Here is a 22317-nt window from a genome sequence, read left to right as displayed (position 1 = left end):
TGCCCTGCACGCTCATATATTAAATAATGATGTCCTATCGTTCATATTCTCTGTCCGGCACATCCTGAAGCTCTTCCGGCTCCACATCAATTACGGTATTTTCCTTTTCATCCAGATTCAAAAGGATATTGAGTTCATCAAGCCTTGCGGACTTTTCCTTGAGCTCATCTTCATGTTCAAAGGTTTTGCTGGTCTCTATCCTTGCTTTATCAAGCTGAGTCAAAACATTTTCATATTCCGCTTTTACAACAGCAGCCCGCTTTTCAATACCTGAAAGAACATTGTCGATCCTTATGATATTGCCGCTTGCATCGTTTCCGAGTTTTACCGTATGCTGCATGGAGCGTTTTAAGATAATCATAAACTCCCTTGCAACTGTATCAAAAGAAAGCTCCATATTAAAGCCGCGGTATTCACCCAGAAAAACCGGATCAGGACTTTTCATCGCCTTGCACTCCTGTAAAATCCGCTCTCCCGCCTGCGCTTTTTCCACAAAATTCTCTCCCTTTATTAACATCCCTGCAAATTCCTTTTCATCGGAAGGCTGTGAATTTAAGAAAGCAATATCTTCGTTAAACCCTTGTATCTGCTCTTCATAGTACTTTATCTGTGCAGGAAAAACCCGCTCGATCCTATCTTCAAGGGAATACTTTTCACTTAGAAAATTTTGCTTCAAAAGCTTCAGCTTGGATACCTGAATATCAAGATCCATCTTTTCCTTGATGTGAGGATTTCCCGTTGCAAGCATTTTGATTTCTGCGTAGGAAAGAACCGCCTCATCAAAATCTTCGGCGCTTCTCACAGGGGATTTCCCCGTCATGACCTGGCTGATGAATTTCTGTTTGTTCTCCACCAGCTGATAGAGATATGCGTCGAATGTTTCTTCCGTCACATACCGGAAGATCTCAACTTCCTCATTTTCATTCCCCTGTCTTATGATTCTGCCTGATCTCTGCTCCAGGTCAGACGGTCTCCACGGACAGTCAATATCGTGTATTGCAACGAGCTTATTCTGCACATTTGTGCCTGCGCCCATCTTCTGGGTAGAGCCGATCAGGATACGAACCGCCCCCTGTCTCACTTGAGAAAACAGTGCCATTTTTCTCGCTTCCGTGTTTGCTTCGTGGATATATTTTATCTCTTCCTGCGGCACGCCTCTTAAGGCAAGCTTGTCCCGTATATCATCATAAATATTAAAAGAGCCATCATCTTTTGGCGTGGAGAGGTCGCAAAACACAAGCTGCGTCAGCCTTTGAGCTTTCCCTTTTTCCCATATTTTAAATATGTTATCCACACAGGCATTGACCTTGCTGCCTTCAAAATCAGGCAAGGTTTCGTTTTCAAGCCTCTGATCAAGGGCGAGCTTTCTTCCGTCGTTTGTAATTTTAAGCATATTGTCTTTTGACGGATCAACCATTTTATTTCTCACACGCTCCGCTCTTTCAGAAAGCTCCTCTACCATCTTTTTTTGAAAATCAGATGGCTTTACCGCCACATTATGATAATTGGCTTTCGGAACCGGGAGTTTCAGCATATCCTCCGTCTGAATATCGGCAACCTCTTTAAACATTGCCATCAGCTCCGGAAGGTTATAGAATTTGGCGAACCGGGTTTTCGAGCGATATCCGCTTCCTTCCGGCGCAAGTTCTATCGCAGTCACCGTCTCGCCAAAGGTAGACGCCCATGCATCAAAATGCTGGAGATCATTTCTCTGCAGCATATCATATTGCAGATACCGCTGGATCGTATAGAGCTCCGTCATGGAATTGCTTATTGGCGTTCCCGTTGCAAATACGATTCCCTTGCCTCCCGTGATTTCATCAAGATACCGACATTTCATGAAAAGATCAGAGGATTTGAATGCTTCCGTCTGTGCGATCCCGCCTACATTTCTCATCTTGGTATAAAGGTACAGGTTCTTATAATAATGAGACTCGTCAATAAAGAGGCGGTCTACGCCGAGCTCTTCAAAGGTTACAAGATCGTCCTTTTTACTCTGATCATTCAGCTTTTCAAGCTTTGCTTTCAGTTTTTTTCTGCTCTTTTCAAGAGCCTTGATGGAAAACCTTTCCCCTCTCCTGTTTTTAAGCTCTGCAATCCCTGCCGTAATCTCTTCGATCTGTTCCTCTAATATTTTTCGTTGCCTTTCCTCGCTTACCGGGATTTTCTCAAGCTGAGAATGTCCAATTATAACGGCATCGTAATCACCTGTGGCCACTCGCCCGCAAAATCTTTTTCTGTTCCTTTTCTGAAAATCCTTCTTCGTTGCCACTAAAATATTAGCGGAAGGGTATAGCTGCAGGAACTCACTCGCCCATTGCTCCGTCAGATGATTCGGCACAACAAACATGGATTTACTGCAAAGTCCAAGCCTCTTTGATTCCATAGCGGCAGCTGCCATTTCAAAAGTCTTCCCCGCACCTACAGCGTGTGCAAGCAATGTGTTTCCTCCGTACAATATCCTCGCAACAGCATTCCTCTGATGCTTTCGTAGCGCAATTTCCGGATTCATGCCGGCAAAGACTATATGACTGCCATCATATTCCCTTGGTCTGATCGAATTGAATTTCTGGTTATATCTCTCCGTCAAATACTGACGCCTTTCTGAATCTTTCCAGATCCAGTCAGCAAAAGCCTGCTTTATAAGTTCCTGTTTTCCCTGTGCAATTGCAGTCTCCTTCTTATTCAGCACCGCCTTCTTTTTCCCATCCTCATCCGTCAGATAATCAAAGATCCTCACATCTTTCAGATTCAAAGTTTCTTCAATAATCTTATATGCGTTTATTCTCTTCGTACCGTAGGTGCTGTATGCACTGACATTTCCGCGATCACTGTTTTTTCCTTCAATGCTCCATTCACCTGTATAGTTTGAATAATGCACATGAATGTTCCACTGCGCATATTTAGGCGTGGACAGAAGCTCAAAGATGAATTCACTTATCACCTCTGTCGGAATCCAGGTGGCTCCAAGTCTTACGCTTATCTCTCCTGCATTAAGATCTTGCGGCTGCACATTCTCAAGGTGCCCTACATTAATCCGATATTCTGGATTGCTTTCAGCCAGGGATCTCGCCACCCTCAGTTTCTCCCTGACATTCCCCGACAGATATTCATCCGCCGTAAGGTACTTTTGAGATTCTGCACCAAGCTCGTACTTTGGATTAAGAAAAATTACGCCTTTCAGGTCGTCATATATCTCCGTTTCTTCTTTTCCCGTAAGCTCTGACATAAAAGGCATATCCACAAAAGCCCGCTCGCCGATTGCGACCGCCAGCGCTTCCGACGCAGTATCGCACCTTGCCACCGGCCGTGCAGGTGAGATCGTTCTTTTTGAAAACATATCCGCTTTTCGAATCAGATTACCGTTTTCATCGATCACTTCAAGTGCTGAAAGCAGGCAATACGAACTGTCTTCTGAGAATGCCGAACTGTTTGCTCTACTATTTATAAGACCATATTTTTTTGTAAAGGTATCGTATAGAGCATTGAGTTTTCCCTGTTCTTCTTTGATTTCCCCTTCCGGAACATCTTCTGTTTGCAGCTCTATCAGGCGGCGAACGCTATCGCGTATTTGGATCATTCCCTTTACTCTGCTGACTGCCGTATCGGAAAGTTTTACCGGATACATCATGGAGTTCTCTCTGAAATACAAAGCCCCGTCCGCTACGGTAAACGAAAAGTTTCGCACTTCCGGGTCTGCCGGGACTGCCTCTTCTTCCTCCATTTCATCTGTTTCATAATCTGAAATCTCACCATGAATTCCGGAAACCGCCTCCGAAAGAAGCGTACCAAGATCCGCATTTTCAAAAGGAACGCAGGAGGCTTCCGGTCCGAACCTTCCTGAAATCATCTTCATTTCGCCGAGTATCATTTCAGGATTATCTGCAAAATAGGAATTGATCTTTATTCCGTCTTCAAGCTCGCTTAAATACATCCAGTTTTGTTCCGGGATTACCATGCGGTCTCGTTTCTGCAAAAACAGGATATCCGAAGTGACCTCTGTTCCGGCGCTGTTAAAGGTATTATCAGGAAGCCTGATGGCTCCAAGAAGATCCGCACGCTCCGCCAGATATCTCCGCACTGAATTGTTCGTCTTATCCATCGTGCCTTTTGCTGTAACAAACGCAATTATGCCTCCGGGTCTTACTTTATCTAATGTCTTTCCGAAAAAATAATCATGAATCAGCCAGTTATATTTATTGTATTTTGGATCAGACACCTTAAAATCTCCGAAAGGCACATTCCCTATCGCCACATCAAAGAAGCTGTCCGGAAGGTTTGTATTCTCATAACCATCGACTGCTATACTCGCATTTTGATAAAGCTGCTTTGCGATGCTGCCGCTTATTTTATCAAGTTCAATACCATAAACCCTGCTTTCTCTCATGCTGTCAGGAAGGCAGCCGATGAAATTTCCAACTCCGCAGGACGGTTCCAGGATATTCCCCTGCTTAAAACCCATATTTTCAAGCACCTTATAGATTCCATCTATCACGGTCTTTGGAGTATAAAAGGCGGTAAGCGTCGATTCCCTTGCAGATAAATATTCCTCATCTGTAAGAAGCTCTTTCAGACGGATATATTCATCGTGCCACGACTCATTTTCTTCATCATATACTTCCGGTATTCCTCCCCAGCCTGCATATTTTGCAAGCACATCCTGCTCAGCAGTATCTGCATATCTTTCTTCCTGCTCAAGTTTTCTCAAAAGTTCAATCGCATTTATATTGTCTGCAAAACGCTCCTTCTTCGTTCTATAATCATCAAACCCGGCCGCGATACGATAATCTTTTTTCTCGCCTTTAAGTGCTTTCGGCATATTCTTTTCAGAATCAGCTCTTTCCCAAAGAGGAACGATATCTGCTTTTAAACTCTGCTCTGAAGAATCTTCTTCGGATACTGTCTTTTCAATTTCTTCTTTTTCAGAAAGTTCATGTGCAGCATTCTGCTTATCTCCTGCAATAAGGTGCTCATTTGCAGGCGTTTCTCTCATCCTTCGCTCAAACACTTCGATTGGAAGTTCCTGATTGATCAGAGGGCAGTTCTCATCAAAGAGCTTTACCGAATCTTCCGTTATCTCAAGGATTTCATACTGTGAGGCTCCAAGATACACGGTGTCTCCAAGATGATATTCATAGTGGATATTTTTATCCGGCTGCTTAAGCTTCTCCTCTTGTTCCGCCCTCTTCTGCGCTCTTTTCTCCTCCTGTCGTTCAAGCCACTTGGGATATTCGGAGAGTTCCTTCGCGTTCAGATATCTGTTGATTTTTATCAGATCCTCTATCCTGCGGCAGACATCTTTCCACTTTAAGAAGAACCTCGGAGCATCTTCACCGTAACCTCTATGAAGTTCGATCCCCTTACTATTATGATTTTCACCAATCCTGGTTCCTTCCTTGATATCGGATCTTCCTCCGATCCCGTATTCCTGTTTCAGAAACGCTATATTCTCCTGCTCTGAAAGGCTCTTTTGAAACTGCTCATAAATTCGGAACTTCCCATTCTCATACAGGCTTCCGGAGGTTAAAGCTATATCGATGATCTCCTGCGAAAAGGTAAAGCTTCTCGGATCGATTTCACTGTAAAATGCTCCCGTGAGCATAAGTCCTTCCAAACATTCTTCTATAACGCGCCAGTCATAGTAGGCTCCGCTTTGCGGTATTCCCTGCTCGCCTTCATAAAGAAACAGGACATTACTGTAGAGTTTACAACCATAACCAAGCGCGTCTTTTTCAGGGAGTTCCGAAAATTTTTCTTTCAGAAAAGAAATCCTGCTTCCTTCATCACTGTTTTCTTTATAGAAAAGTTCGATCTCCTGTAAAGTATTCTCATCAAAAAAACTGCGGACAGCTTCCGCCACTTTGTCTATATGAAAAAACGGAAGACTTCTGTCTTCCGCTCCGCGATCAAAGTATGCTAATTGTATATGAGTTCCCTCAGTACGATCTCCTTTGCGCTCTGTCTGATATTGTTCATCTCCTGTGTCCACTGCATCGGAGATTTCTCCTTCAGTTCTTCGCTGATCTTCTCCTTCACTTTCATCTGATCTGTAAGCATTTGCATCATCTCTTCCGCTTCGCGCTCGATCTGCTGCAGATGTTCGCTCAACTTGCACGACGTCAGAAGATTGTAATATACGGTCCGCTTCTCCTTCTGAAGATAATCCTTCCTTCTCATTGCCCAGACTCCGAGTTCCGTTTCTTCTGTCTCCAGCACCTTTATATCCGGTATCTGAACCCCGTTTATCATCGTATAAGTGATCTCCATCTTTTTTGCTCCTTTCCTTTTCCTCATTATATTCGCTCTGTTTTACAGCTCCAAATGTGCGATCTTCTTTTTCGAGCATTAGAACGGTTTTCGCAATTTCTCTAAGTCCCATTGCCGCAATATCCACGGTTGCATATCCAAGAGCATTCAGGCTGTCTTTTGTGTTAAACTGACTGATCCACGAGAACATCATTTCTTCCGCCATATCCTTTGAAGCTTCAAGGCGGCTTCCCATCATATATGCAACGCTTTCTGCTACAGTTTCTCGGAATACTGCCGAAAGATTGTCTTCGTCAAGATCATCAAGAAAGCTTCCCTGCCTGCACGCCTTCAGAGCCTCCAGATACTCTGTAAAGTTATCTTCCGCCCCGTTTTCAGCAGCGCTGATAATTGCCTCTTTCAGGCTGTCTTTCCTCTCAAGCTCTCCAAAGACCCCTTCTAATGCGCTGATTACTTCATCTTTATATGCGTCCTTCATCTTCCAGATCGGAACCGGAACCGGATTCTTTCCTTCATGCGTATCTGCAATGTCAAAATAATGTTTCAGTGAGGCTTTCCCATCCGGAGAATCGTAAAACACAGCAATTCCTTTGGCTCCTCGATTTACCCATCTGTGAAATCTGCCATTCCATTTCTCAATTTCAAGAACCGCAGTTGCTTCTGGCTTTTGTGCGTAAACAAGCAGATTTTCATCAAATCTCAGCTTATAGTTATTACTTGCTGTTTCAAGAAAAGCTTTCCAGTCCTCCGGACTTCTTGCGACTTCTTTTGATATGGAATCATAAAGCTTCGCAATATACACATACTTGCTTGCCATATACTTCACCTGCCTTTCTTCACTTTATGACAAACAACTGACCTATGTAAAGGGCGCAGCTGCTTTTGTACGCCCCGTAATTATCAGGTTTCTTCCCCACCGCTGAGGTAGGAAATTACCTTATTTCCTTTTACCGCTTCTTTAAGTCCTATCAGCGCTGCGATCTCTGACGGTGCATAACACTCTATCTTCTGAATATCCTCCAGGCTGAAATTCAAGATCGCCTTTTCCGTTCGATATCCATGCTCGAACAGCTTATTCAGTACCTTTATCGTCGTCTTGTCCATCGCCATTTAACTTTTCCTCCACCTCTCTTACGATCCTTTTCATACAAAACCCGCAAAGCCCGGATCTTACATCGTAATAGCAGCATTCCTCACATAATATCTTCACGATTTATTCTCCTCTCATAAGATACTCGCCGTACTCCGTAAAGGAATACCAGTTCGTTTTATCAAATGGATTCTCATTATGACATCCTTTTCTAATCACATCTTGCTTTACCAGCGTTCCCATGGCGTCCTGTATCATGCTGCGGCTGAGAAAAGGGAGAAATCCACTCATCATCTTCTGCGAGCACCTGTACCATCTTTTGTTATTGAATTTCCTGATCCGCTCATCACACACTCCGGGATTTAAGTGTTCCCAAAGAAACTGCATGATAATGGCAGCATGAATTCCAAAGCGGATCGCCAAATCCATTCGAAATAAACACATATCACCCCTCCATTTACAAAATCAGAGGAGCAATCTGTTTACTGCTCCTCTGTAAAAACTATTTACTCTTCGTCATCCGTGTTTTCCTGCCCGTTCTTTTTTCTTATCTGCACAGCTGCAATCGTTCCGCTCGCTATTACAAGCAGTGCGATCCAGATCCAAACATTGGAATCATCTCCTGTCTTTGGAGTGTCCGGCATTACAGGTTTTTCTACAATAACGGTCTGACCTTCATCTTCGATATCCTGATGATCTGCTACTTCTATATCAGAATCTGCATAGTACAGTGTTTCAAATACAACGAGGGCTTTTCCCTTCAGGGAGTCCGCAGAAAAACGGAACGTCACTTCGGCGCTCCCGCTTGCCTTTTCCGCTATAAAGGTTGTTTCCGCTAGGATCGCATTTCCATCTATCAAGACCTGCTTTTCTGTGTCTTTATCCATCAAAGTGCCTTTCAGAGTATAACTCCTGCCTTCTATAAGACCGTCGTATTCCACCGTATCTACAATCGTCACTTCGCCATCAGAAGAAAGAATCTTATCTCCATCACTTCCATCCTTTGCCGTTGTCCCGATCTCAGGGAAGAAAATCGTCTGCCCTTCGTCCTCAATATCTGCATGGACTGCAAGCTCTCTATCCCCTTTATACAGGCTCTCAAAGACAACAATTTCCTTTCCGTCAAGATCGGAAGCATTGATCGCAAATTCCACACTTACCTCGCCGGAAATATCTTCTGCCTTGAATTTCTTTACTACGGTGATCTCTTCGCCACCGATAAGAAGCGGCTTTTCCGTCTCCTTATCCATCAAAGTACCTTTCAGAGTATAAATCTTTCCTTTCTGAAGTCCTTCATAGGAAACAGTATCAACGATTGTTACTTTTTCATTTGCAATGCTCTTATTAAGCCCTGACTCCTTATCTTTTGCCTGCGTTCCGATTTCCGGATAATATACGCTCTGGTCTTCATCCTCGATATCCGCATGTATTGCAAGCTCTATATCTTCGTAATACAGCTTTTCAAAGGCAACGACCGCCTTACCTCTCAATAGTTTCCCTTCAACTTCAAATTCAACACTCACTTTTCCACTCTCATCTCTGGCAACGAAAGTAGTCTCTGAGGTCACCGCTTTACCGTCTTGCTTAATCGGTTCTCCTGTTTCCTTATCCATTAAAGTCCCGATCAGTTTATATTCTTTCCCCTTTTCAAGTCCTTCATAAGAAACGGTATCTACAATGATCACGGTCTCTTCCGCTTTTCCAAAATGAGTGCCTGTTTCCTCATCCAGTGCCTCCGTTCCTATTTCGATACGGTCATCCGTAAGCGTGCCGAGAGGAATGGTTACGCTGTCTTTATATACACTCACCTTGAACTTCAGAAGTTTCATTCCCTTATTTGCTTCACATCTCAACTCCTCCAGCTCATAGTCATCATAGATCAACGCTCCCTTGCTGTTATCCGGTGCAGAAGTTCCAAACCAGATCCCGTCCTCTGCTGTTTCGCCCCTGTTCGTATTTGCTGTATGCAAATTCCATTCTGCGCTGGTACTTGCATATCCGTTCTTGTCAGTCACGAGAATATGACTTTCTCCTGTCGTAAGCGATGTGAGTTTAAACGGCACATTAGCGAGCCTGTTTAAATCACCATCCGATACTTTTACGAACTCCAGATCTCCTCGTTTCACCTGCTCCGGCGCATCTGGTGCGTTATATGTCCTGACGGTTTCCGCAGTTCCCTCAGATGTGATATTCACCGTATATACCGCATCGCTTAAAAGATACCCTTCCGGAGCCTTTGTCTCTTTGATTACGACCTTTCCGAGCGGAAGGCTTATGGTCTTTCCATCGTTTGCGTAATAAAAATCATCACCTGAAACAAGATATTCTTTCGTGAACTTTATCTGCCCGTTTTCATCGGTCTTGAACGTCCAGCTTCGTTCCGGCTCCATCCCGGATACACTGCTTTCCGCCTTTGCTTTATAAAAGTCCACTGTAAATTCGGCTCCTGCAAGGCTTGCTCCGCCCTGCGGGCTGCTTTCTCCTGTTTCAAGATCGAGCTTCTGAAGCACGAGATCCATAGGATTTACCTGCGGTACTTCCTTTACATTTACCGTCACTGTAGTATCAGCTTTCACACTTACATTATGACCCGACACATCGATCGCATAGCCTTTCGATGGTGCAATCTCCTTTACCGTGTAATTTGCAACGAGAACATTGTCAAGACTTCCCTCACCGGAAGAATCCGTCGTGATCGTTCCGATCAGCTCACTTCCGTAATACACGCCATATTTCGCCCCCGCAAGGGAGTAGTTTGGATTCCCGTCAGTTACTACGCCACTTACAGATGCTTTTTTAAGCTTTATACTTCCTGTGTCGTTAAACGACCCTAAAAGATCCTGGCACCCATCCACCTTAATCAGATATGCTCTGTAATTTACCGGCGGATCCGGCAGGCTCTTCACATAGTTATACAGATTCTGTGCTTTTGTTTTCCATGTCCCGCTGAGTCCTCTGAACGGATCAACATCTGCGCTTGTCGTCTTATCATACGCAATGGAAATTATGATGTGCGTAAGTGCATAAGCGTCATCCTTTCCATCCCACTGGCCGCTGAGCGTTTTATCCGTATACTCGGAAAATCCCGGTCCGCCATATCCGTAGTAAAGACACTTTGCCAAAACCGAATCCGGCTTTAAGAAGCTGTATGAATATGTTCCCGATCCTGGTGCCGGAAGCTGCGGCTGAGCACAGTAAACAGGGCTTTCTTTATCCCCTGCGTAAAAATAATGGGTGAAGTGTGAACTGTAGTCGATCCTTTCACCTACTCTGATCGTGATCTTCCCGTCTGCCGCATGAGCGTTTATTGCATTAAACGGCATCATGCCGATAAGCAGCGCAATGCACAGAAGACCTGCAAGAATCCTACTCCTGTTTTTCTTTCGTATATTCTGCATGTTACTCCTCCAATTCCCTGATTCTTAAGGGAGAATGTCCGCAATAGCTCTTTACCCTCCTTGTCGTTAAATTCATACTGCCTGCGGACTTCAGGCTATATGTAAAAACCATCTGCTGCATTGCAGATGGCTATACTTATGAGTAAGATTCTTCTTTTTCAGTAAGTTACAGGTTGTCCGAAGGTTGGGGTGTGGGGAAGGAAACGGCAAAGATACTCCTGCTATGCTTACCGCTCTTTGCTTTCCTTCAGCCTCTCACGGTATTTACCGTAATACTCCATTGCTTTTATGATATATTCCTCCCGCTTTTCAGCAGGAAGATTCCTCGGAAAGAGCTTCTGCACTCTGCTGTCTCTTAAAACAAGCCGTTCTTTCTGATTCGGCTTTTCTTCCTGCATGATGGCAAGAAGCGATTCTTCCGTCAGCTTCCCGCTCTCAAGCATACGCCGCATTCGGATTGTCTGGGCATGAGACGGAGTGCATTGTTCCATATCCATGATTTCACATAAGGTTTTCTGCATCTTCTTCGGAAGATAAGAGATCTCCACCGCCGGACGCAGAGCAACCTGTTCCTGGTCCACCATTTCCAAAATCTCCGGAATCAATTCCGTTAGACGAATATATCGCCTTACCTGTTCTCTGCTTTCTCCAACTTCATATCCTATACGATCTCTTGCTTCAGCAAACTTCCGCTCCAGTGGGGCGGAAGTTAAATCCGTTCTCTTTCCCTGCCGTTTCATCGCCTCCAGCCTCATCTTGTAGGAAAACGCTTTCTCGCTCGGAAGGATCTTCGTCCTTTGGAGATTGGAATCCACCATAAAGATAATGGCTTCATCGCGGCTCATCTCAACGACTTCCGCCCTTAATGTTTCAATTCCTGCAAGGGCGCAGGCCCGCTTTCTCCGGTGTCCAGAGATCATTTCGTATTTCCCCTCTTCCTTTTTCCTCACGATAGCAGGAGTAATAACGCCGTATTCCCGAATACTTTCCACCAGCTTCAACATCTCTTCATCGTCCATGACCTTAAAAGGGTGACTCGGAAAATCGTCGATCTGATCGAGAGGTATATCATGGATCTTCTTTAGCTTCGCCTCGTCCCGCTCCTGCTGCGTAGTAAAAAGGTCATCGAGCTTCGGAAGTTCGAAGTCGATCTCTTGTTTTCTCGCCATTCCTTATCACCTCCTTCGTCAGATTTTCATAGGCTTTTGCTACAGAGCTGTTTTTATCATAAGCATAAATGCTTTTCCCCTGAAAACTTGTCTCAGCAGCCTTTACCGCAACCGGGATCTGAGAAGAATAGATCTTCATCCGGTTTCCGTATTGATTTCTTAAAATATGCAGCGTCTGTTTCGCAAGATTCGTCCTGCCGTCCACAAGCGTCAAAACGATACCATCAATTCTCAAGTCCGGATTAAGGGTCCGTTGCACTTTCCCTATGGTCTGAACAAGCTGCGTCATGCCCTTTGCCGGAAGATACTGTGCCTGCACCGGAATCATCACACTGTCTGCCGCTGCCAATGCGTTCACGGTGATCATTCCAAGAGACGGCATACAATCAATGAGAATATATTCATAGTCTTTCTTGATCTCTTTCAGGCAATTCTTTAAGGTCAGTTCTCTGCTCATCGCATTGACCAGATTCATTTCCATTGCGGAAAGTTCAAGATTCGATGGCAGGAGATCCACCCCTTCTTCATGGTGCAGGATTCCCTCTCCTTTTCCTATTGGTCTTTCTGTAAGAGTCTTATTCATCAGGTCGGCTAACGTGGTTTGCAGTTCATCGCCATTTTTCCATCCGAGACAGGTCGTCAGATCGCCCTGCGGGTCTGCATCGATCACCAAGACTCTCTTTCCCTCTTTTGCAAGACCGATCCCCAAATTGACCGTTGTCGTCGTCTTGCCGACTCCGCCCTTCTGATTACATATGGCGATTATCTTCGCTTCCTTCATTTACTTTCACCTCACCGCAAAACATCTCCTTGATCGCTCTATATGCTTCATCAAGCACATCTTCAAGCGAAACTTCCTCCCATTCCTCTTCCTCATCTTCCGGAATCTCAAGCAGAAGATCCAGTACATGCCCGTCTTCGATATATTCCGCAAAGTATTCCAGAAATATATCTACTGCGTTCTCATCCAGAAACGGAAGTCCCTCTATGATAAACTTCGCATCCGTTTCAAGGACAGAGGCAAGCTGAAGCAGCATATCAAACGCCACATCATATTCTTCCTTCTCCGTATACCCACCTATCCTGTGGATCATATCCGTATATACGTCGATTGTGATTCCTTTTTCTTTTGCCGCTTGCATCATGCTTTGGTCGAGAACTCTTGCCAGAGCTTCGATAAACTCCACAGGGCATCTTTCTTTTTCTTCACATTTTACAGCTTCGTTTTCTTTTCTTTTTCCTTCAAATACGGAAATCTTCATGTTCTACCTCCTGAAATTCTGCATGAAAAAAGCCACCTCCTTATTGAGATGGCTATGTAAAACAGATATTCACTAATATGTATGTACTGGATTCTATGCTTTTTTCAGCAGCTTCAGCAGGATCTCATCTACTGCGTCCGTATATCTTCCCTGTTGAATTAAATCATTTCTCAGGTCAATGAGACTTCTGGTTAAAATTCTTATTTCTTCCGAGTTGAGACAGATTCGAATTTTCTTTTCAAACATCGTTCTTCCCTCCTTTGCTGGCAGTGTATCAGAAAGAAGGTTGCTTGACAAATGTGCAAAGAAATCGCACATTTTTGTCCCCAATTCATCCCCTATTCTCCTCAAAAATCCCCTATTTTTTGTGTTTTTTTGCCGTTTATATGCGTCTGTAAATGGCCTGAAATCACGTTTCAAAAAACGCTGTACCCATTGAAATCATGCGCCTTCCGTTGCAATAAAACAGCCCGGAACGCGTCAGCATCCCGAGCCGATCAGTGGTGGAGATGGCGAGAATCGAACTCGCGTCCGAAAGCATTTCCACAAGAGTTTCTCCGAGCGCAGCTTTTGTTTTAGAGTTTCGCTTCTGAAAACGCCCAAAAGCAGGCTTTTTCGTCGGCTATCCTGTTATTCCCCTATGCTGCCAGGAATTCACATAGAGTTTTCCTGTATAGTCGTTGCCGGACATCCGGCCTACAGGTGAGCCGGAGCCGACATGCACAGCTTATGACCGCCTTACGCAACCATAGCCATCGGTGCAAAATTGTTATTCTTTTTAGCGTTTATATTTAACGTGTCCTTTTTAACGCAGACCGGACAAACTGCGGCTCGCTTCTCCGGTTTCCACACCCCCGTCGAAACCAAAGACATCCCCATATAAAGCAATATGATTTCCGCCGGAAAAGGCTTTTTTCATCTGCTGATTTATTATACCACAAAATTCCGGATTTGAAACTAGTCTTCTTTTACTTCCTGAATTTTTTTCTCCAGTTCCTCAATTTCTTCCAGCTTTCCTTTGATCTCCTCGCACATGGAACCTACTGCCCCGTCTACCGCGGCGCCGCCCATATACTGTTCAAAATAATACTCCCCGATCTTCTTCTTTTTCGCAGAAACATCTGATTTCGCGGCGCTGATTTTCGCCTTCAGTTTGCCGATTTCAACCATATCTCCCGCTTTATCCGCGGCTCTGCTTGCCGTATCTTTGGCGACTTTTCCCGCCTTGTTAAAGAAATCCTGCATCATCGTTCCTCCTTACTTCCGCATGGCCTGCTGCATCCTTCTGTCCGCGTCTCTCTTCGCGATTGTGTTTCTCTTATCGTAATCCTTTTTGCCGCGCGCCACCGCCAGTTCCAATTTCGCCCTGCCTTTTTCATTAATATACATCCTCAGGGGCACCAGTGTCAAACCTTTTAAAGTCGTATACCCGATCAGTTTCTGAATTTCCCGCTTGTGCAGCAGCAGCTTTCTCGGCCGCAGAGGATCCACATTAAAACGGTTTCCATGCTCGTACGGGCTGATATGCATTCCGTACAAAATCATCTCCCCGTTTTCAATTTTCGCGTAGCTTTCTTTTATATTGACCTTGCCCTGCCGGATGGACTTAATCTCCGTCCCGGTCAGGACAATTCCCGTCTCATAAGTATCTTCTATAAAATAATCGTGCCTTGCCTTTTTATTATTGGCAACTACCTTAATCCCACTCATTATCCATACCTTATTTAAAACAAACCTTTCCGGTCAGTTCCGAAATTTTCAGCGTTCCCACCGCACTGTCCCGGCTGTCCAGAGCCGCGCTGCGGTCATCGCTTAAAACAAAAACCTCGCCTTCTTTTACTGTAACTTCTTCCATGGGTTCCATATAAACAAGCTCCGCTGCGAATTCATTATAAACGCGGCCGTTTACATAAAACGTCCCGTCCTTAATCTCTACAGAATCGCCTTCTGTCGCCGCCACCCGCTTAATCAGCGTACTGCCTTCCCCGTCTTCGCTGTAAACGTCACAATGGAAAGCAACCAGTTCTCCCTGTTGGGGTTTACCAAATAAATAGGCGAGTTTATTGATCCATACACGCTCTCCCTTTTGAATCGCCGGCGCCATGGAATCTCCCTGTGCTTTCCATATTGAAAACGAACATGTTCCCGCGAAGGCGAAAAGGATTCCCAGAACCGCGGCGCTCGTCAACGCAATTCCCCTTTTTTTCCTGCTTTTCATTACATATCATCTTCCTTCATTTTAATTTTATGTACAAAAGCAGGGTTTCCCACAGGTCAAAATCATCCTATTTTATTGAACATTTCAATGCTATGTATCCATAATCTCATATGTGAGTTTAGCCTCAATACAGCCCGCCGATCTCACTGAACGGATATAATCTTACAAAGGCTTTTCCCACAATCTGTTCTTCATCCACGCAACCTACTTCTTCCGAACGACTGTCAATGCTGACCCTGCGGTTATCTCCCATAACGAAAAACTGTCCTTCCGGAACTTCAAAATCTACCAAATAACCGGGAGTTTCATCTTCCAGAGTATAATCCTCCTGCAGCTCAACTCCGTTGAGAATGACCTTTCCGTTTTCAATCGTAATCGTATCCCCCGGAAGGCCAATAATTCTCTTGATCAAAAGCTTTGTGCCTCCGTTATCATCTTCCAAAGACGATTCAAACACAATAATATCGCCTCTTTTCTCTTCCCCAAATCGATAGGCCTGCTTGTTCAGCAGCAGATAATTATTTTCATACAGCGTTGGCTGCATGGAACTTTCCTTTACGATCGTCGGCTTAATAACCATTGTAATTGCCACTACAATCACAACCGCTATCAAAATATCCCTTATTAGTCCTTTCATTATTGTACTCCTCCCAAATCAGATAACGGCCAGATGATAAACTTGACATTTCCCTTGATCTCCCGCATGTCAACGGTACCCAACTTTTTATTGCGGCTGTCCATCGTCGAGCGCCGATTATCCGACAAGAGGAACACGTCATCTTTGCTTACTTTCACGCTTAGACTGCCTTCTGCCCCGGAAATACCGCCTTCAGTTATGTACTCTTTCCCGTTCCGATATACCTTTCCGTTTTTTATTTCAATTTCATCACCGGGCAAACCCACAACCCGGCTAATAATATTATCCCCATAAACTTCCGGAGCCAGGGTCTTTTCCAAAATCACGATCTGACCCAGTTTCGGAGCGCCCCGGTTGGCAGAGTAAGATTTTTTCGTAACCACCAGTACTTGTCCGCCTTTCAAGGCCGGCTCCATCCCATCACCCTCATTGACTTCAGGAGCGACCAGCATGGTCAGCACAAAGGCAAGAACTGCCGCGACAATATACGGCCTATATCTGAGTCTCCATGAAGCCTCTGATTGATACTTGCTTTTCTGTGACATATCCTGCTCCTTTGTCTAATGTTACCCTGTTCCTATCCTAGTCAAAAAGTTCCTTTTTTATTCCCTCAAAGAACCCCGGAAGCTTCGCTGTGATCTCGCGCCCTTCCAGATAATCCAGCGCCGGATCTGTCCGCTCAAACCGTATTTTATAAGCATGCAGCAGCTGGGTCGTCAACTGGAATGTTTTTTTCACCTTCCTATTTACTGCCGGATCCCCATATTTCCCATCTCCGATAACTGGAAATCCCGCTTTTTTCAAATGAGCACGGATTTGATGCGTTCTGCCGGTAATCAGCTCTACCTCTGCAAGGGTAAATCCCTTTCCCGTTTTCAGCGGCCTTACAATGGTCTCCATCAATTTTCCGCGCTCTCCATCTTTTGGCAACACCTTTATACGGTTATTTCCAGATTCCTTTTCCATTCGATCCGTCAGAACCATCGGTTCTCTCATCTCTCCAGCTGTAATCGTAAGATAAAACTTACCCACAAATCCGCGCTGTCGGATCATCTGATTGAGCGCTTGGAGTGTCTGCCGGTTTTTCCCAAAAAGAACCAATCCTGTTGTGTTTCGATCCAGTCGGTTCGCAGGTGAAGGGACGAAAACTTTTTCCTCCCCCGGATCGTACTCTCCTTTCTGCTGCAGATAACCGCAGATTTGATTTGCCAGCGTATTTTTCTTCTCTCTGGAGTCACCGTGAGTCAGAAGCCCAAAAGGCTTTTCTGCCGCGATCAGATTTTCGTCTTCATAAGCAATGCCAAACTGCCGCTTTGGCGCCGGTTTTTCCTTGATTTTTCGAAGCTGCCGGATTTCATCTTCGCTGATATAAAGAGCAATTTCATCCCCTTCTGTCAGCATCGTATCAATACGGGCACGCTTTCCATTTACCTTTACGTCCTTGCGGATCAGCTTGTATATATAACTCAGCGGCGCATGGTTCAGATACTTTTTCAGAAAGCGATCCAACCGCTGTTCACTATCATTATTCGAGATCGTTAATTTCACCATAAAATTTATTATACAACAAGTGCGGCATAAAAGTATATATGATCTATGAAGAAAATTTCATAAATTTGAGTTTGTGAAAGTATGTGAAATATGATACCCTAGTAAAAGAGGTATTTAAAAAGGAGATTTTAATATGAACCGAATCAAGGACTTTTTTTATGATAAAAACGACATCATTGTTGCATTTCTCATTTTAGCGGCGGCAGCTTTCATTATCTACCTGCGTATCGGGGACATTATGTCCTATCCGGATACCCTGCTTCAATCCACAGCGGCGCAGCAGACTACCCAGCAGACCACCACTTCTGCTCCGGCTTCTTCCCAGTCCTCCGCGTCAGGAACGAGTGCGGCAGCAGCTGCTTCCTCTGGAACAACATCTCCGTCTTCATCGGCGGCCACACAGACAACTACTGCCCCAACGTCTGCGGCGACATCACCGACATCAGCAGCTCAATAGTATCCTACCCCCTGTAATTAAGACTCCAGCAGAGCAATTATTTTTTCCAGGCGCGCTTTCTGCGGTCCGCTCATGGTCCCTGCCAACGCTCGAATTGTCTGCATCTGTTTTTGATATGCTTTTTTATCTTTCTTTAAAATCGTTTTTATCCTTTTAATTTCACGAAGGATTTCCTCATCGCTTTTCCCTATATATTCCTTGGCTTTCGCTTCTGCTGTTTCTTCCGGCAACCCCAACTGCTTCGCCAGTTCCATAATCATTCTATTATCCATCTTTTAACCTCCTGTTTTCTTCAATATGCTCACACTATATATATGCGGTACCACTGCACAAAGACATTATATTTTTCATATGATAGTAAATCATATGAATATGGAGGTTACATATATGAATCCTTTGGCATTATTACTTCTTGCGGCGGCAGCCGGAGGCCGACGGATGCCCGGCCCGTCTCATGGAAATGTCTCTCTGAATATGGATACGCTGCTTTCCCAGCTCCATGGTGCTGTAAACACTTTGGAAAAAGTAAGCGAGCTCAGTCATATCGGCACGAATCTGTCTGGACCCGTTTTCACAGGCTCCGTCCCCCGGCAGGTTCCTTCGTCAGCGCATATTCCCGCGCCTGCCCCTACACCAGCTTCTTTCCCTGAAGACGAAGCATCTCCTCTGCCGCCGGAACCTTCTGCATCCGCTCCTCAACTGCCAAATATTGATCTGCAGAGCGCCATGCAGACTCTAGGGCCGCTGATTTCCATGCTGAGCGGGAATCAAAATTCCAAATAAAAGAAGAAATTTGGTAGGTTTTTTCTGTTAATCCGTGTATAATAGAATGTAGTATAGTCTTTGTACCATTATCAAATATCAGGAGGAACAAAATGTCTTTAATCACTACCAAAGAAATGTTCGCAAAAGCGTTGAAAAACGATTACGCGATTGGTGCGTTCAATGTGAACAACATGGAGATCATACAGGGAATTGTCGATGCGGCGAAAGAGGAAAATACATCTCTGATTCTTCAGGTTTCCGCGGGCGCCAGAAAATATGCCAAACCTGCCTACCTGCTTAAGCTTGTAGAGGCTGCTATTCTTGATACGGGCCTCGATATTGCGCTGCATCTGGATCATGGTGAAGATTTTGATATCTGTAAAAAATGTGTCGATGATGGATTCACATCCGTCATGATTGACGGATCCAAACACCCATTCGAGGAGAACATCCGTCTCACTAAGGAAGTTGTCGACTATGCTCACAGTAAGGGAGTTGTTGTTGAAGCAGAGCTTGGGAAGCTGGCCGGTGTAGAAGATAATATCAAGGTAGACGCCCGCTCCGCGACCTTCACAGTTCCAGAGGAAGCCGCGGAATTTGTGGAGAAAACAGGCGTTGACTCACTGGCAGTTGCTATCGGAACCAGTCATGGCGCTTACAAATTCAAAGGTGAACCTTATCTGGATTTTGAACGTTTACAGAAAATCCACCAGTTGATTCCGGACACACCGCTGGTTCTTCACGGAGCGTCCACGGTTCTTCCGGAATTTGTGCAGAAGTGCAATGAATATGGCGGAAATATTCCCGGAGCTCAAGGTGTCCCGGAAGATATGATTAAAGAGGCGACAAAGCACGGAATCTGTAAAGTTAATATTGATACCGATCTGCGGCTTGCTATGACTGCGGAAGTCCGCAAGCATCTTATAGAACACCCTGAGGATTTTGATCCAAGAAAGTATCTGGGACCTGCCAGAGACGCAATTAAACGCATGGTTCAGCATAAAATCAAGAATGTGCTGAACGCATCTAACATTAGATAAATATAGCGGGCCGGGAAATTCCCGGCCCGCTTTTTCTATATGCTTTTACTTAAAATTTATTGTGCTCTTCGATCAGCTGATTTTTCATCTGCCACAGCGCAGGAGAAAGATCCACATAATAAGTCTGAGGGTTTTCAAATCGAAGCGTTTCTTCCCACAGCGTTGAAATTTGCTCCTTACAGTGCTCTTTCACCGCGTCAATAGAAGGGATCTGATAGACACATTTTCCCTTTTCAAAGATCGGTTCTCTCAGATTTTTCGCATAAAAATTATATAATTTCTTTCTCTTCCAGACAGCCCTTGGATCAAAAATCTCATATCCATCCCCTTCCGGCACCGGTTCTCCATCGAGCGTAATTACATCAGCGATGGCTTTATTCGTATCGCGGTCAAACAGACGGTATACGGTTTTAAATCCCGGGTTTGTAATTTTTTCTATATTCTCACTGATCTTGATCTTGGGAATCATTTCCCCGTCTTTTTCCAACGCAGACAGCTTGTACACGCCGCCGAATACTGGCTCTGATTTAGATGTAATCAAGCGCTCGCCTACGCCGAAGGAGTCAATACATGCCCCTTCCACAATAATATCCTGAATAATATATTCATCCAGCGAATTCGATACCACAATCTGGCAGTCCTCATGTCCCGCCTCATCCAGCATTTTCCGGGCTTTTTTCGTCAGATAGGCAACATCTCCGCTGTCAATACGGATTCCTTTACTTTTCGGCTGTAGTTCATCGAACACCCGAATCGCCGCGGGGACTCCAGACTTCAGCACATTGTAGGTATCTACCAGCAGCGTACAGCCGTCAGGATAAATTTCCGCATATTTGCGGAAAGCTTCGTATTCATTCGGATACATCTGAACCCAACTGTGAGCCATGGTTCCCAGAGCAGTCACTCCGTAATCCCGATCTGCAATTGCGCATGCCGTGCCGGAACAGCCTCCAATATACGCTGCCCGCGCGCCGTAAACAGCTGCTGACGCACCGTGGGCTCGCCTAGTTCCAAATTCCATAACCGGCCTTCCTCCCGCCGCTCTCACAATCCGGTTTGCTTTTGTAGCGATCAGGCTCTGGTGGTTAATTTGAAGCAGTAGCATGGTCTCTACAAATTGAGCTTGCATCACCGGCCCCCGTACTGTCACAATTGGCTCTCCCGGAAAAATAGGAGTTCCCTCCGGAACCGCCCAGACATCACATACAAAATGAAAATTTCTCAGATAATCCAGAAATTCTTCGCGAAAGATTCCTTTTTTTTCTAAATAAGCGATATCTTCCTCGGAAAACTCCAGATTGTCCAGGTAATTGATCACCTGCTCCAGCCCCGCCATAATCGCGTAACCGCCGCCGTCCGGTATCTGTCTGAAAAATAAATCAAAATAGGCTATATCTTCCGCCATATCTGATTCAAAATACCCATTTGCCATGGTCAGTTCATAAAAGTCTGTGAGCATGGTCAGGTTCAGCTTTTCAATCATCAGGATAATTCCTCCATTTTACCTTTCTCTTTAATAACAACACATGCCGCCGCAACAACAACCGCGCCTCCCGCCAACTGCACTCCAGAGATAGATTCATGCAGAAGAATCCAACCAAAAAACGTACTTGTAATCGGAAGGAAGTTGGAAAACAACGCGGTAGAGGTAGGGCCGATCACATGCAGCGATCTTACAGTAATCAGAAATCCCAACCCTGCATTGATCAGGCCAAGGTATATTATACCACCGATCATATCCGGTGTAAAAGCCTCAAGAGGCGGCATTGTATGTATTGCGTACGGAAGTGTAAGCAGAGATGTACAAATAAGCTGTGTGCAGGTCAGTGTAATGCTGCTGTAACGATCATGAAGCGAAGCCGTCAGAAAATTATACGCATTCCATGAAAAAACAGCTCCGAACGCCAGCAAGTATCCAATCATCCTGCCTTGAAGCAAATGTTCAAAGTCAACTCCGATAATCAGAGCAACCCCCAGAATACAGATTGTTACACCGATTGCCATTGGCTTTGTAACGGTTCGTTTAAAAATAACCCGTTCGATAATAATAGAAAGAGCCGGGACAAAGGCCAGAATAATCGTTACCAAAGAAACCGGGATATAATCCATGGCGGTATATTCACAGAAAAAATAAAGAATTTCCCCGCAGATGGAACAAAGAACAAACAATGGAATGTCTTTTTTCCGTACAATACTCTTCCGATCAGTTTTCAGTTTGATGCAAATTATCAGAACCATTCCGACGGTATATTTAAAAAATAAAAGACCTAAGGGCTGAAGGATGGTAAGCACATGTTTTGCCACCACATAGTCGAACCCCCACGCAATAACCAGACCGGACATCAGCAGGTATGTATAAAACTTTGCTCTGTCTCGGCTTTCTTTTTTACAATCATCAATATCAATTTGTCTTTTCTCGCTCATTTTTCACCTGTCCTGAAATTTCTCATTCTTAATTGTATG

Annotated in this window: 21 protein-coding genes and 1 other RNA gene; 3 read left to right on the top strand and 19 right to left on the bottom strand. The window is 44.7% G+C overall.

Going from position 1 to position 22317, the window contains the following annotated elements; genetic code table 11:
- Positions 1 to 34: 34 nt before the first annotated feature.
- From H9L42_RS17320 to H9L42_RS02190, 16 genes are all read right to left on the bottom strand, one after another.
- Positions 35 to 7084, bottom strand: a complete 7050-nt coding sequence (locus tag H9L42_RS17320) for a DEAD/DEAH box helicase family protein (RefSeq protein WP_187301812.1) — start codon at positions 7082 to 7084, stop codon at positions 35 to 37.
- 83 nt (positions 7085 to 7167) lie between these two features.
- A complete protein-coding gene (locus H9L42_RS02260; RefSeq protein ID WP_187301811.1) occupies positions 7168 to 7377 on the bottom strand; it encodes a hypothetical protein in 210 nt (69 codons plus the stop codon).
- Positions 7340 to 7477: a hypothetical protein gene (locus tag H9L42_RS02255; RefSeq protein ID WP_187301810.1), complete on the bottom strand. Its 138-nt coding sequence runs from the start codon at positions 7475 to 7477 to the stop codon at positions 7340 to 7342. Before H9L42_RS02255 ends, H9L42_RS02260 begins: the two co-directional genes overlap by 38 nt.
- Before the next feature lie 3 nt (positions 7478 to 7480).
- Complete coding sequence (locus tag H9L42_RS02250; protein WP_187301809.1) at positions 7481 to 7801, bottom strand: hypothetical protein; 321 nt, start codon at positions 7799 to 7801, stop codon at positions 7481 to 7483.
- A 62-nt stretch (positions 7802 to 7863) separates the two neighbouring features.
- Complete coding sequence (locus tag H9L42_RS02245; protein ID WP_187301808.1) at positions 7864 to 10755, bottom strand: VaFE repeat-containing surface-anchored protein; 2892 nt, start codon at positions 10753 to 10755, stop codon at positions 7864 to 7866.
- A 227-nt stretch (positions 10756 to 10982) separates the two neighbouring features.
- On the bottom strand, positions 10983 to 11924 hold the full coding sequence (locus H9L42_RS02240; protein ID WP_187301807.1) for a ParB/RepB/Spo0J family partition protein: 942 nt from the start codon (positions 11922 to 11924) through the stop codon (positions 10983 to 10985).
- On the bottom strand, positions 11878 to 12705 hold the full coding sequence (locus tag H9L42_RS02235) for a ParA family protein (RefSeq protein WP_187301806.1): 828 nt from the start codon (positions 12703 to 12705) through the stop codon (positions 11878 to 11880). The genes H9L42_RS02240 and H9L42_RS02235 overlap by 47 nt, the downstream gene beginning before the upstream one ends.
- Positions 12674 to 13186: a hypothetical protein gene (locus H9L42_RS02230; protein WP_187301805.1), complete on the bottom strand. Its 513-nt coding sequence runs from the start codon at positions 13184 to 13186 to the stop codon at positions 12674 to 12676. The genes H9L42_RS02235 and H9L42_RS02230 overlap by 32 nt, the downstream gene beginning before the upstream one ends.
- Before the next feature lie 93 nt (positions 13187 to 13279).
- The gene (locus H9L42_RS02225; protein WP_187301804.1) at positions 13280 to 13432 is read right to left on the bottom strand and encodes a hypothetical protein; all 153 of its coding nucleotides are present in this window, start codon (positions 13430 to 13432) and stop codon (positions 13280 to 13282) included.
- 255 nt (positions 13433 to 13687) lie between these two features.
- Positions 13688 to 14063: a transfer-messenger RNA gene (gene ssrA, locus H9L42_RS02220) on the bottom strand.
- An 80-nt stretch (positions 14064 to 14143) separates the two neighbouring features.
- Complete coding sequence (locus H9L42_RS02215) at positions 14144 to 14434, bottom strand: hypothetical protein (protein WP_187301803.1); 291 nt, start codon at positions 14432 to 14434, stop codon at positions 14144 to 14146.
- 9 nt (positions 14435 to 14443) lie between these two features.
- Positions 14444 to 14896 carry an SsrA-binding protein SmpB gene (gene smpB / locus H9L42_RS02210; RefSeq protein WP_187301802.1) on the bottom strand — a complete coding sequence of 151 codons (453 nt, stop codon included), beginning with the start codon at positions 14894 to 14896 and terminating at the stop codon, positions 14444 to 14446.
- A gap of 10 nt (positions 14897 to 14906) precedes the next feature.
- The gene (lepB, locus tag H9L42_RS02205) at positions 14907 to 15404 is read right to left on the bottom strand and encodes a signal peptidase I (RefSeq protein WP_187301801.1); all 498 of its coding nucleotides are present in this window, start codon (positions 15402 to 15404) and stop codon (positions 14907 to 14909) included.
- 124 nt (positions 15405 to 15528) lie between these two features.
- Positions 15529 to 16041 carry a signal peptidase I gene (gene lepB / locus H9L42_RS02200; RefSeq protein WP_187301800.1) on the bottom strand — a complete coding sequence of 171 codons (513 nt, stop codon included), beginning with the start codon at positions 16039 to 16041 and terminating at the stop codon, positions 15529 to 15531.
- Entirely contained in the window at positions 16041 to 16586 is a 546-nt protein-coding gene (gene lepB / locus H9L42_RS02195; RefSeq protein WP_187301799.1) for a signal peptidase I, read from the bottom strand. The genes lepB (H9L42_RS02200) and lepB (H9L42_RS02195) overlap by 1 nt, the downstream gene beginning before the upstream one ends.
- Positions 16587 to 16623: 37 nt before the next feature.
- The gene (locus H9L42_RS02190; protein WP_187301798.1) at positions 16624 to 17592 is read right to left on the bottom strand and encodes an RluA family pseudouridine synthase; all 969 of its coding nucleotides are present in this window, start codon (positions 17590 to 17592) and stop codon (positions 16624 to 16626) included.
- A gap of 133 nt (positions 17593 to 17725) precedes the next feature.
- Between H9L42_RS02190 and H9L42_RS02185 the strand changes: the two genes are divergently transcribed.
- Entirely contained in the window at positions 17726 to 18049 is a 324-nt protein-coding gene (locus H9L42_RS02185; RefSeq protein ID WP_187301797.1) for a hypothetical protein, read from the top strand.
- 17 nt (positions 18050 to 18066) lie between these two features.
- On the opposite strand, the gene H9L42_RS02180 is transcribed toward H9L42_RS02185, so the two are convergent.
- Complete coding sequence (locus H9L42_RS02180) at positions 18067 to 18321, bottom strand: hypothetical protein (protein ID WP_187301796.1); 255 nt, start codon at positions 18319 to 18321, stop codon at positions 18067 to 18069.
- Positions 18322 to 18436: 115 nt separating this feature from the next.
- On the opposite strand from H9L42_RS02180, the gene H9L42_RS02175 reads away from it, so the two are divergent.
- Both H9L42_RS02175 and fba read left to right on the top strand, forming a co-directional pair.
- A complete protein-coding gene (locus H9L42_RS02175; protein WP_187301795.1) occupies positions 18437 to 18832 on the top strand; it encodes a hypothetical protein in 396 nt (131 codons plus the stop codon).
- 92 nt (positions 18833 to 18924) lie between these two features.
- On the top strand, positions 18925 to 19854 hold the full coding sequence (fba, locus tag H9L42_RS02170) for a class II fructose-1,6-bisphosphate aldolase (RefSeq protein ID WP_187301794.1): 930 nt from the start codon (positions 18925 to 18927) through the stop codon (positions 19852 to 19854).
- Positions 19855 to 19903: 49 nt separating this feature from the next.
- On the opposite strand, the gene H9L42_RS02165 is transcribed toward fba, so the two are convergent.
- Both H9L42_RS02165 and H9L42_RS02160 read right to left on the bottom strand, forming a co-directional pair.
- Positions 19904 to 21337, bottom strand: coding sequence for a nicotinate phosphoribosyltransferase (locus H9L42_RS02165; RefSeq protein WP_187301793.1), 1434 nt, complete (start codon positions 21335 to 21337; stop codon positions 19904 to 19906).
- Positions 21337 to 22278, bottom strand: a complete 942-nt coding sequence (locus tag H9L42_RS02160) for a DMT family transporter (protein ID WP_187301792.1) — start codon at positions 22276 to 22278, stop codon at positions 21337 to 21339. The genes H9L42_RS02165 and H9L42_RS02160 overlap by 1 nt, the downstream gene beginning before the upstream one ends.
- Positions 22279 to 22317 lie beyond the last annotated feature (39 nt).

The organism is Zhenpiania hominis (assembly GCF_014333425.1).
GTDB classification, from domain to species: Bacteria; Bacillota; Clostridia; order Peptostreptococcales; family Anaerovoracaceae; genus Hominibacterium; species Hominibacterium hominis.
This window is presented reverse-complemented; position numbering and strand designations above follow the sequence as displayed.

What these genes read in the sequence shown, in the direction of transcription:
- H9L42_RS17320 (WP_187301812.1), bottom strand. Translation starts at nt 7,084, where the DNA reads ATGGCAAGCAAGTATGTGTATATTGCGAAGCTTTATGATTCCATATCA.
- H9L42_RS02260 (WP_187301811.1), bottom strand. Translation starts at nt 7,377, where the DNA reads ATGGCGATGGACAAGACGACGATAAAGGTACTGAATAAGCTGTTCGAG.
- H9L42_RS02250 (WP_187301809.1), bottom strand. Translation starts at nt 7,801, where the DNA reads ATGTGTTTATTTCGAATGGATTTGGCGATCCGCTTTGGAATTCATGCT.
- H9L42_RS02245 (WP_187301808.1), bottom strand. Translation starts at nt 10,755, where the DNA reads ATGCAGAATATACGAAAGAAAAACAGGAGTAGGATTCTTGCAGGTCTT.
- H9L42_RS02240 (WP_187301807.1), bottom strand. Translation starts at nt 11,924, where the DNA reads ATGGCGAGAAAACAAGAGATCGACTTCGAACTTCCGAAGCTCGATGAC.
- H9L42_RS02235 (WP_187301806.1), bottom strand. Translation starts at nt 12,705, where the DNA reads ATGAAGGAAGCGAAGATAATCGCCATATGTAATCAGAAGGGCGGAGTC.
- H9L42_RS02230 (WP_187301805.1), bottom strand. Translation starts at nt 13,186, where the DNA reads ATGAAGATTTCCGTATTTGAAGGAAAAAGAAAAGAAAACGAAGCTGTA.
- H9L42_RS02225 (WP_187301804.1), bottom strand. Translation starts at nt 13,432, where the DNA reads ATGTTTGAAAAGAAAATTCGAATCTGTCTCAACTCGGAAGAAATAAGA.
- H9L42_RS02215 (WP_187301803.1), bottom strand. Translation starts at nt 14,434, where the DNA reads ATGATGCAGGATTTCTTTAACAAGGCGGGAAAAGTCGCCAAAGATACG.
- smpB (WP_187301802.1), bottom strand. Translation starts at nt 14,896, where the DNA reads ATGAGTGGGATTAAGGTAGTTGCCAATAATAAAAAGGCAAGGCACGAT.
- lepB (WP_187301801.1), bottom strand. Translation starts at nt 15,404, where the DNA reads ATGAAAAGCAGGAAAAAAAGGGGAATTGCGTTGACGAGCGCCGCGGTT.
- lepB (WP_187301800.1), bottom strand. Translation starts at nt 16,041, where the DNA reads ATGAAAGGACTAATAAGGGATATTTTGATAGCGGTTGTGATTGTAGTG.
- lepB (WP_187301799.1), bottom strand. Translation starts at nt 16,586, where the DNA reads ATGTCACAGAAAAGCAAGTATCAATCAGAGGCTTCATGGAGACTCAGA.
- H9L42_RS02190 (WP_187301798.1), bottom strand. Translation starts at nt 17,592, where the DNA reads ATGGTGAAATTAACGATCTCGAATAATGATAGTGAACAGCGGTTGGAT.
- H9L42_RS02185 (WP_187301797.1), top strand. Translation starts at nt 17,726, where the DNA reads ATGAACCGAATCAAGGACTTTTTTTATGATAAAAACGACATCATTGTT.
- H9L42_RS02180 (WP_187301796.1), bottom strand. Translation starts at nt 18,321, where the DNA reads ATGGATAATAGAATGATTATGGAACTGGCGAAGCAGTTGGGGTTGCCG.
- H9L42_RS02175 (WP_187301795.1), top strand. Translation starts at nt 18,437, where the DNA reads ATGAATCCTTTGGCATTATTACTTCTTGCGGCGGCAGCCGGAGGCCGA.
- fba (WP_187301794.1), top strand. Translation starts at nt 18,925, where the DNA reads ATGTCTTTAATCACTACCAAAGAAATGTTCGCAAAAGCGTTGAAAAAC.
- H9L42_RS02165 (WP_187301793.1), bottom strand. Translation starts at nt 21,337, where the DNA reads ATGATTGAAAAGCTGAACCTGACCATGCTCACAGACTTTTATGAACTG.
- H9L42_RS02160 (WP_187301792.1), bottom strand. Translation starts at nt 22,278, where the DNA reads ATGAGCGAGAAAAGACAAATTGATATTGATGATTGTAAAAAAGAAAGC.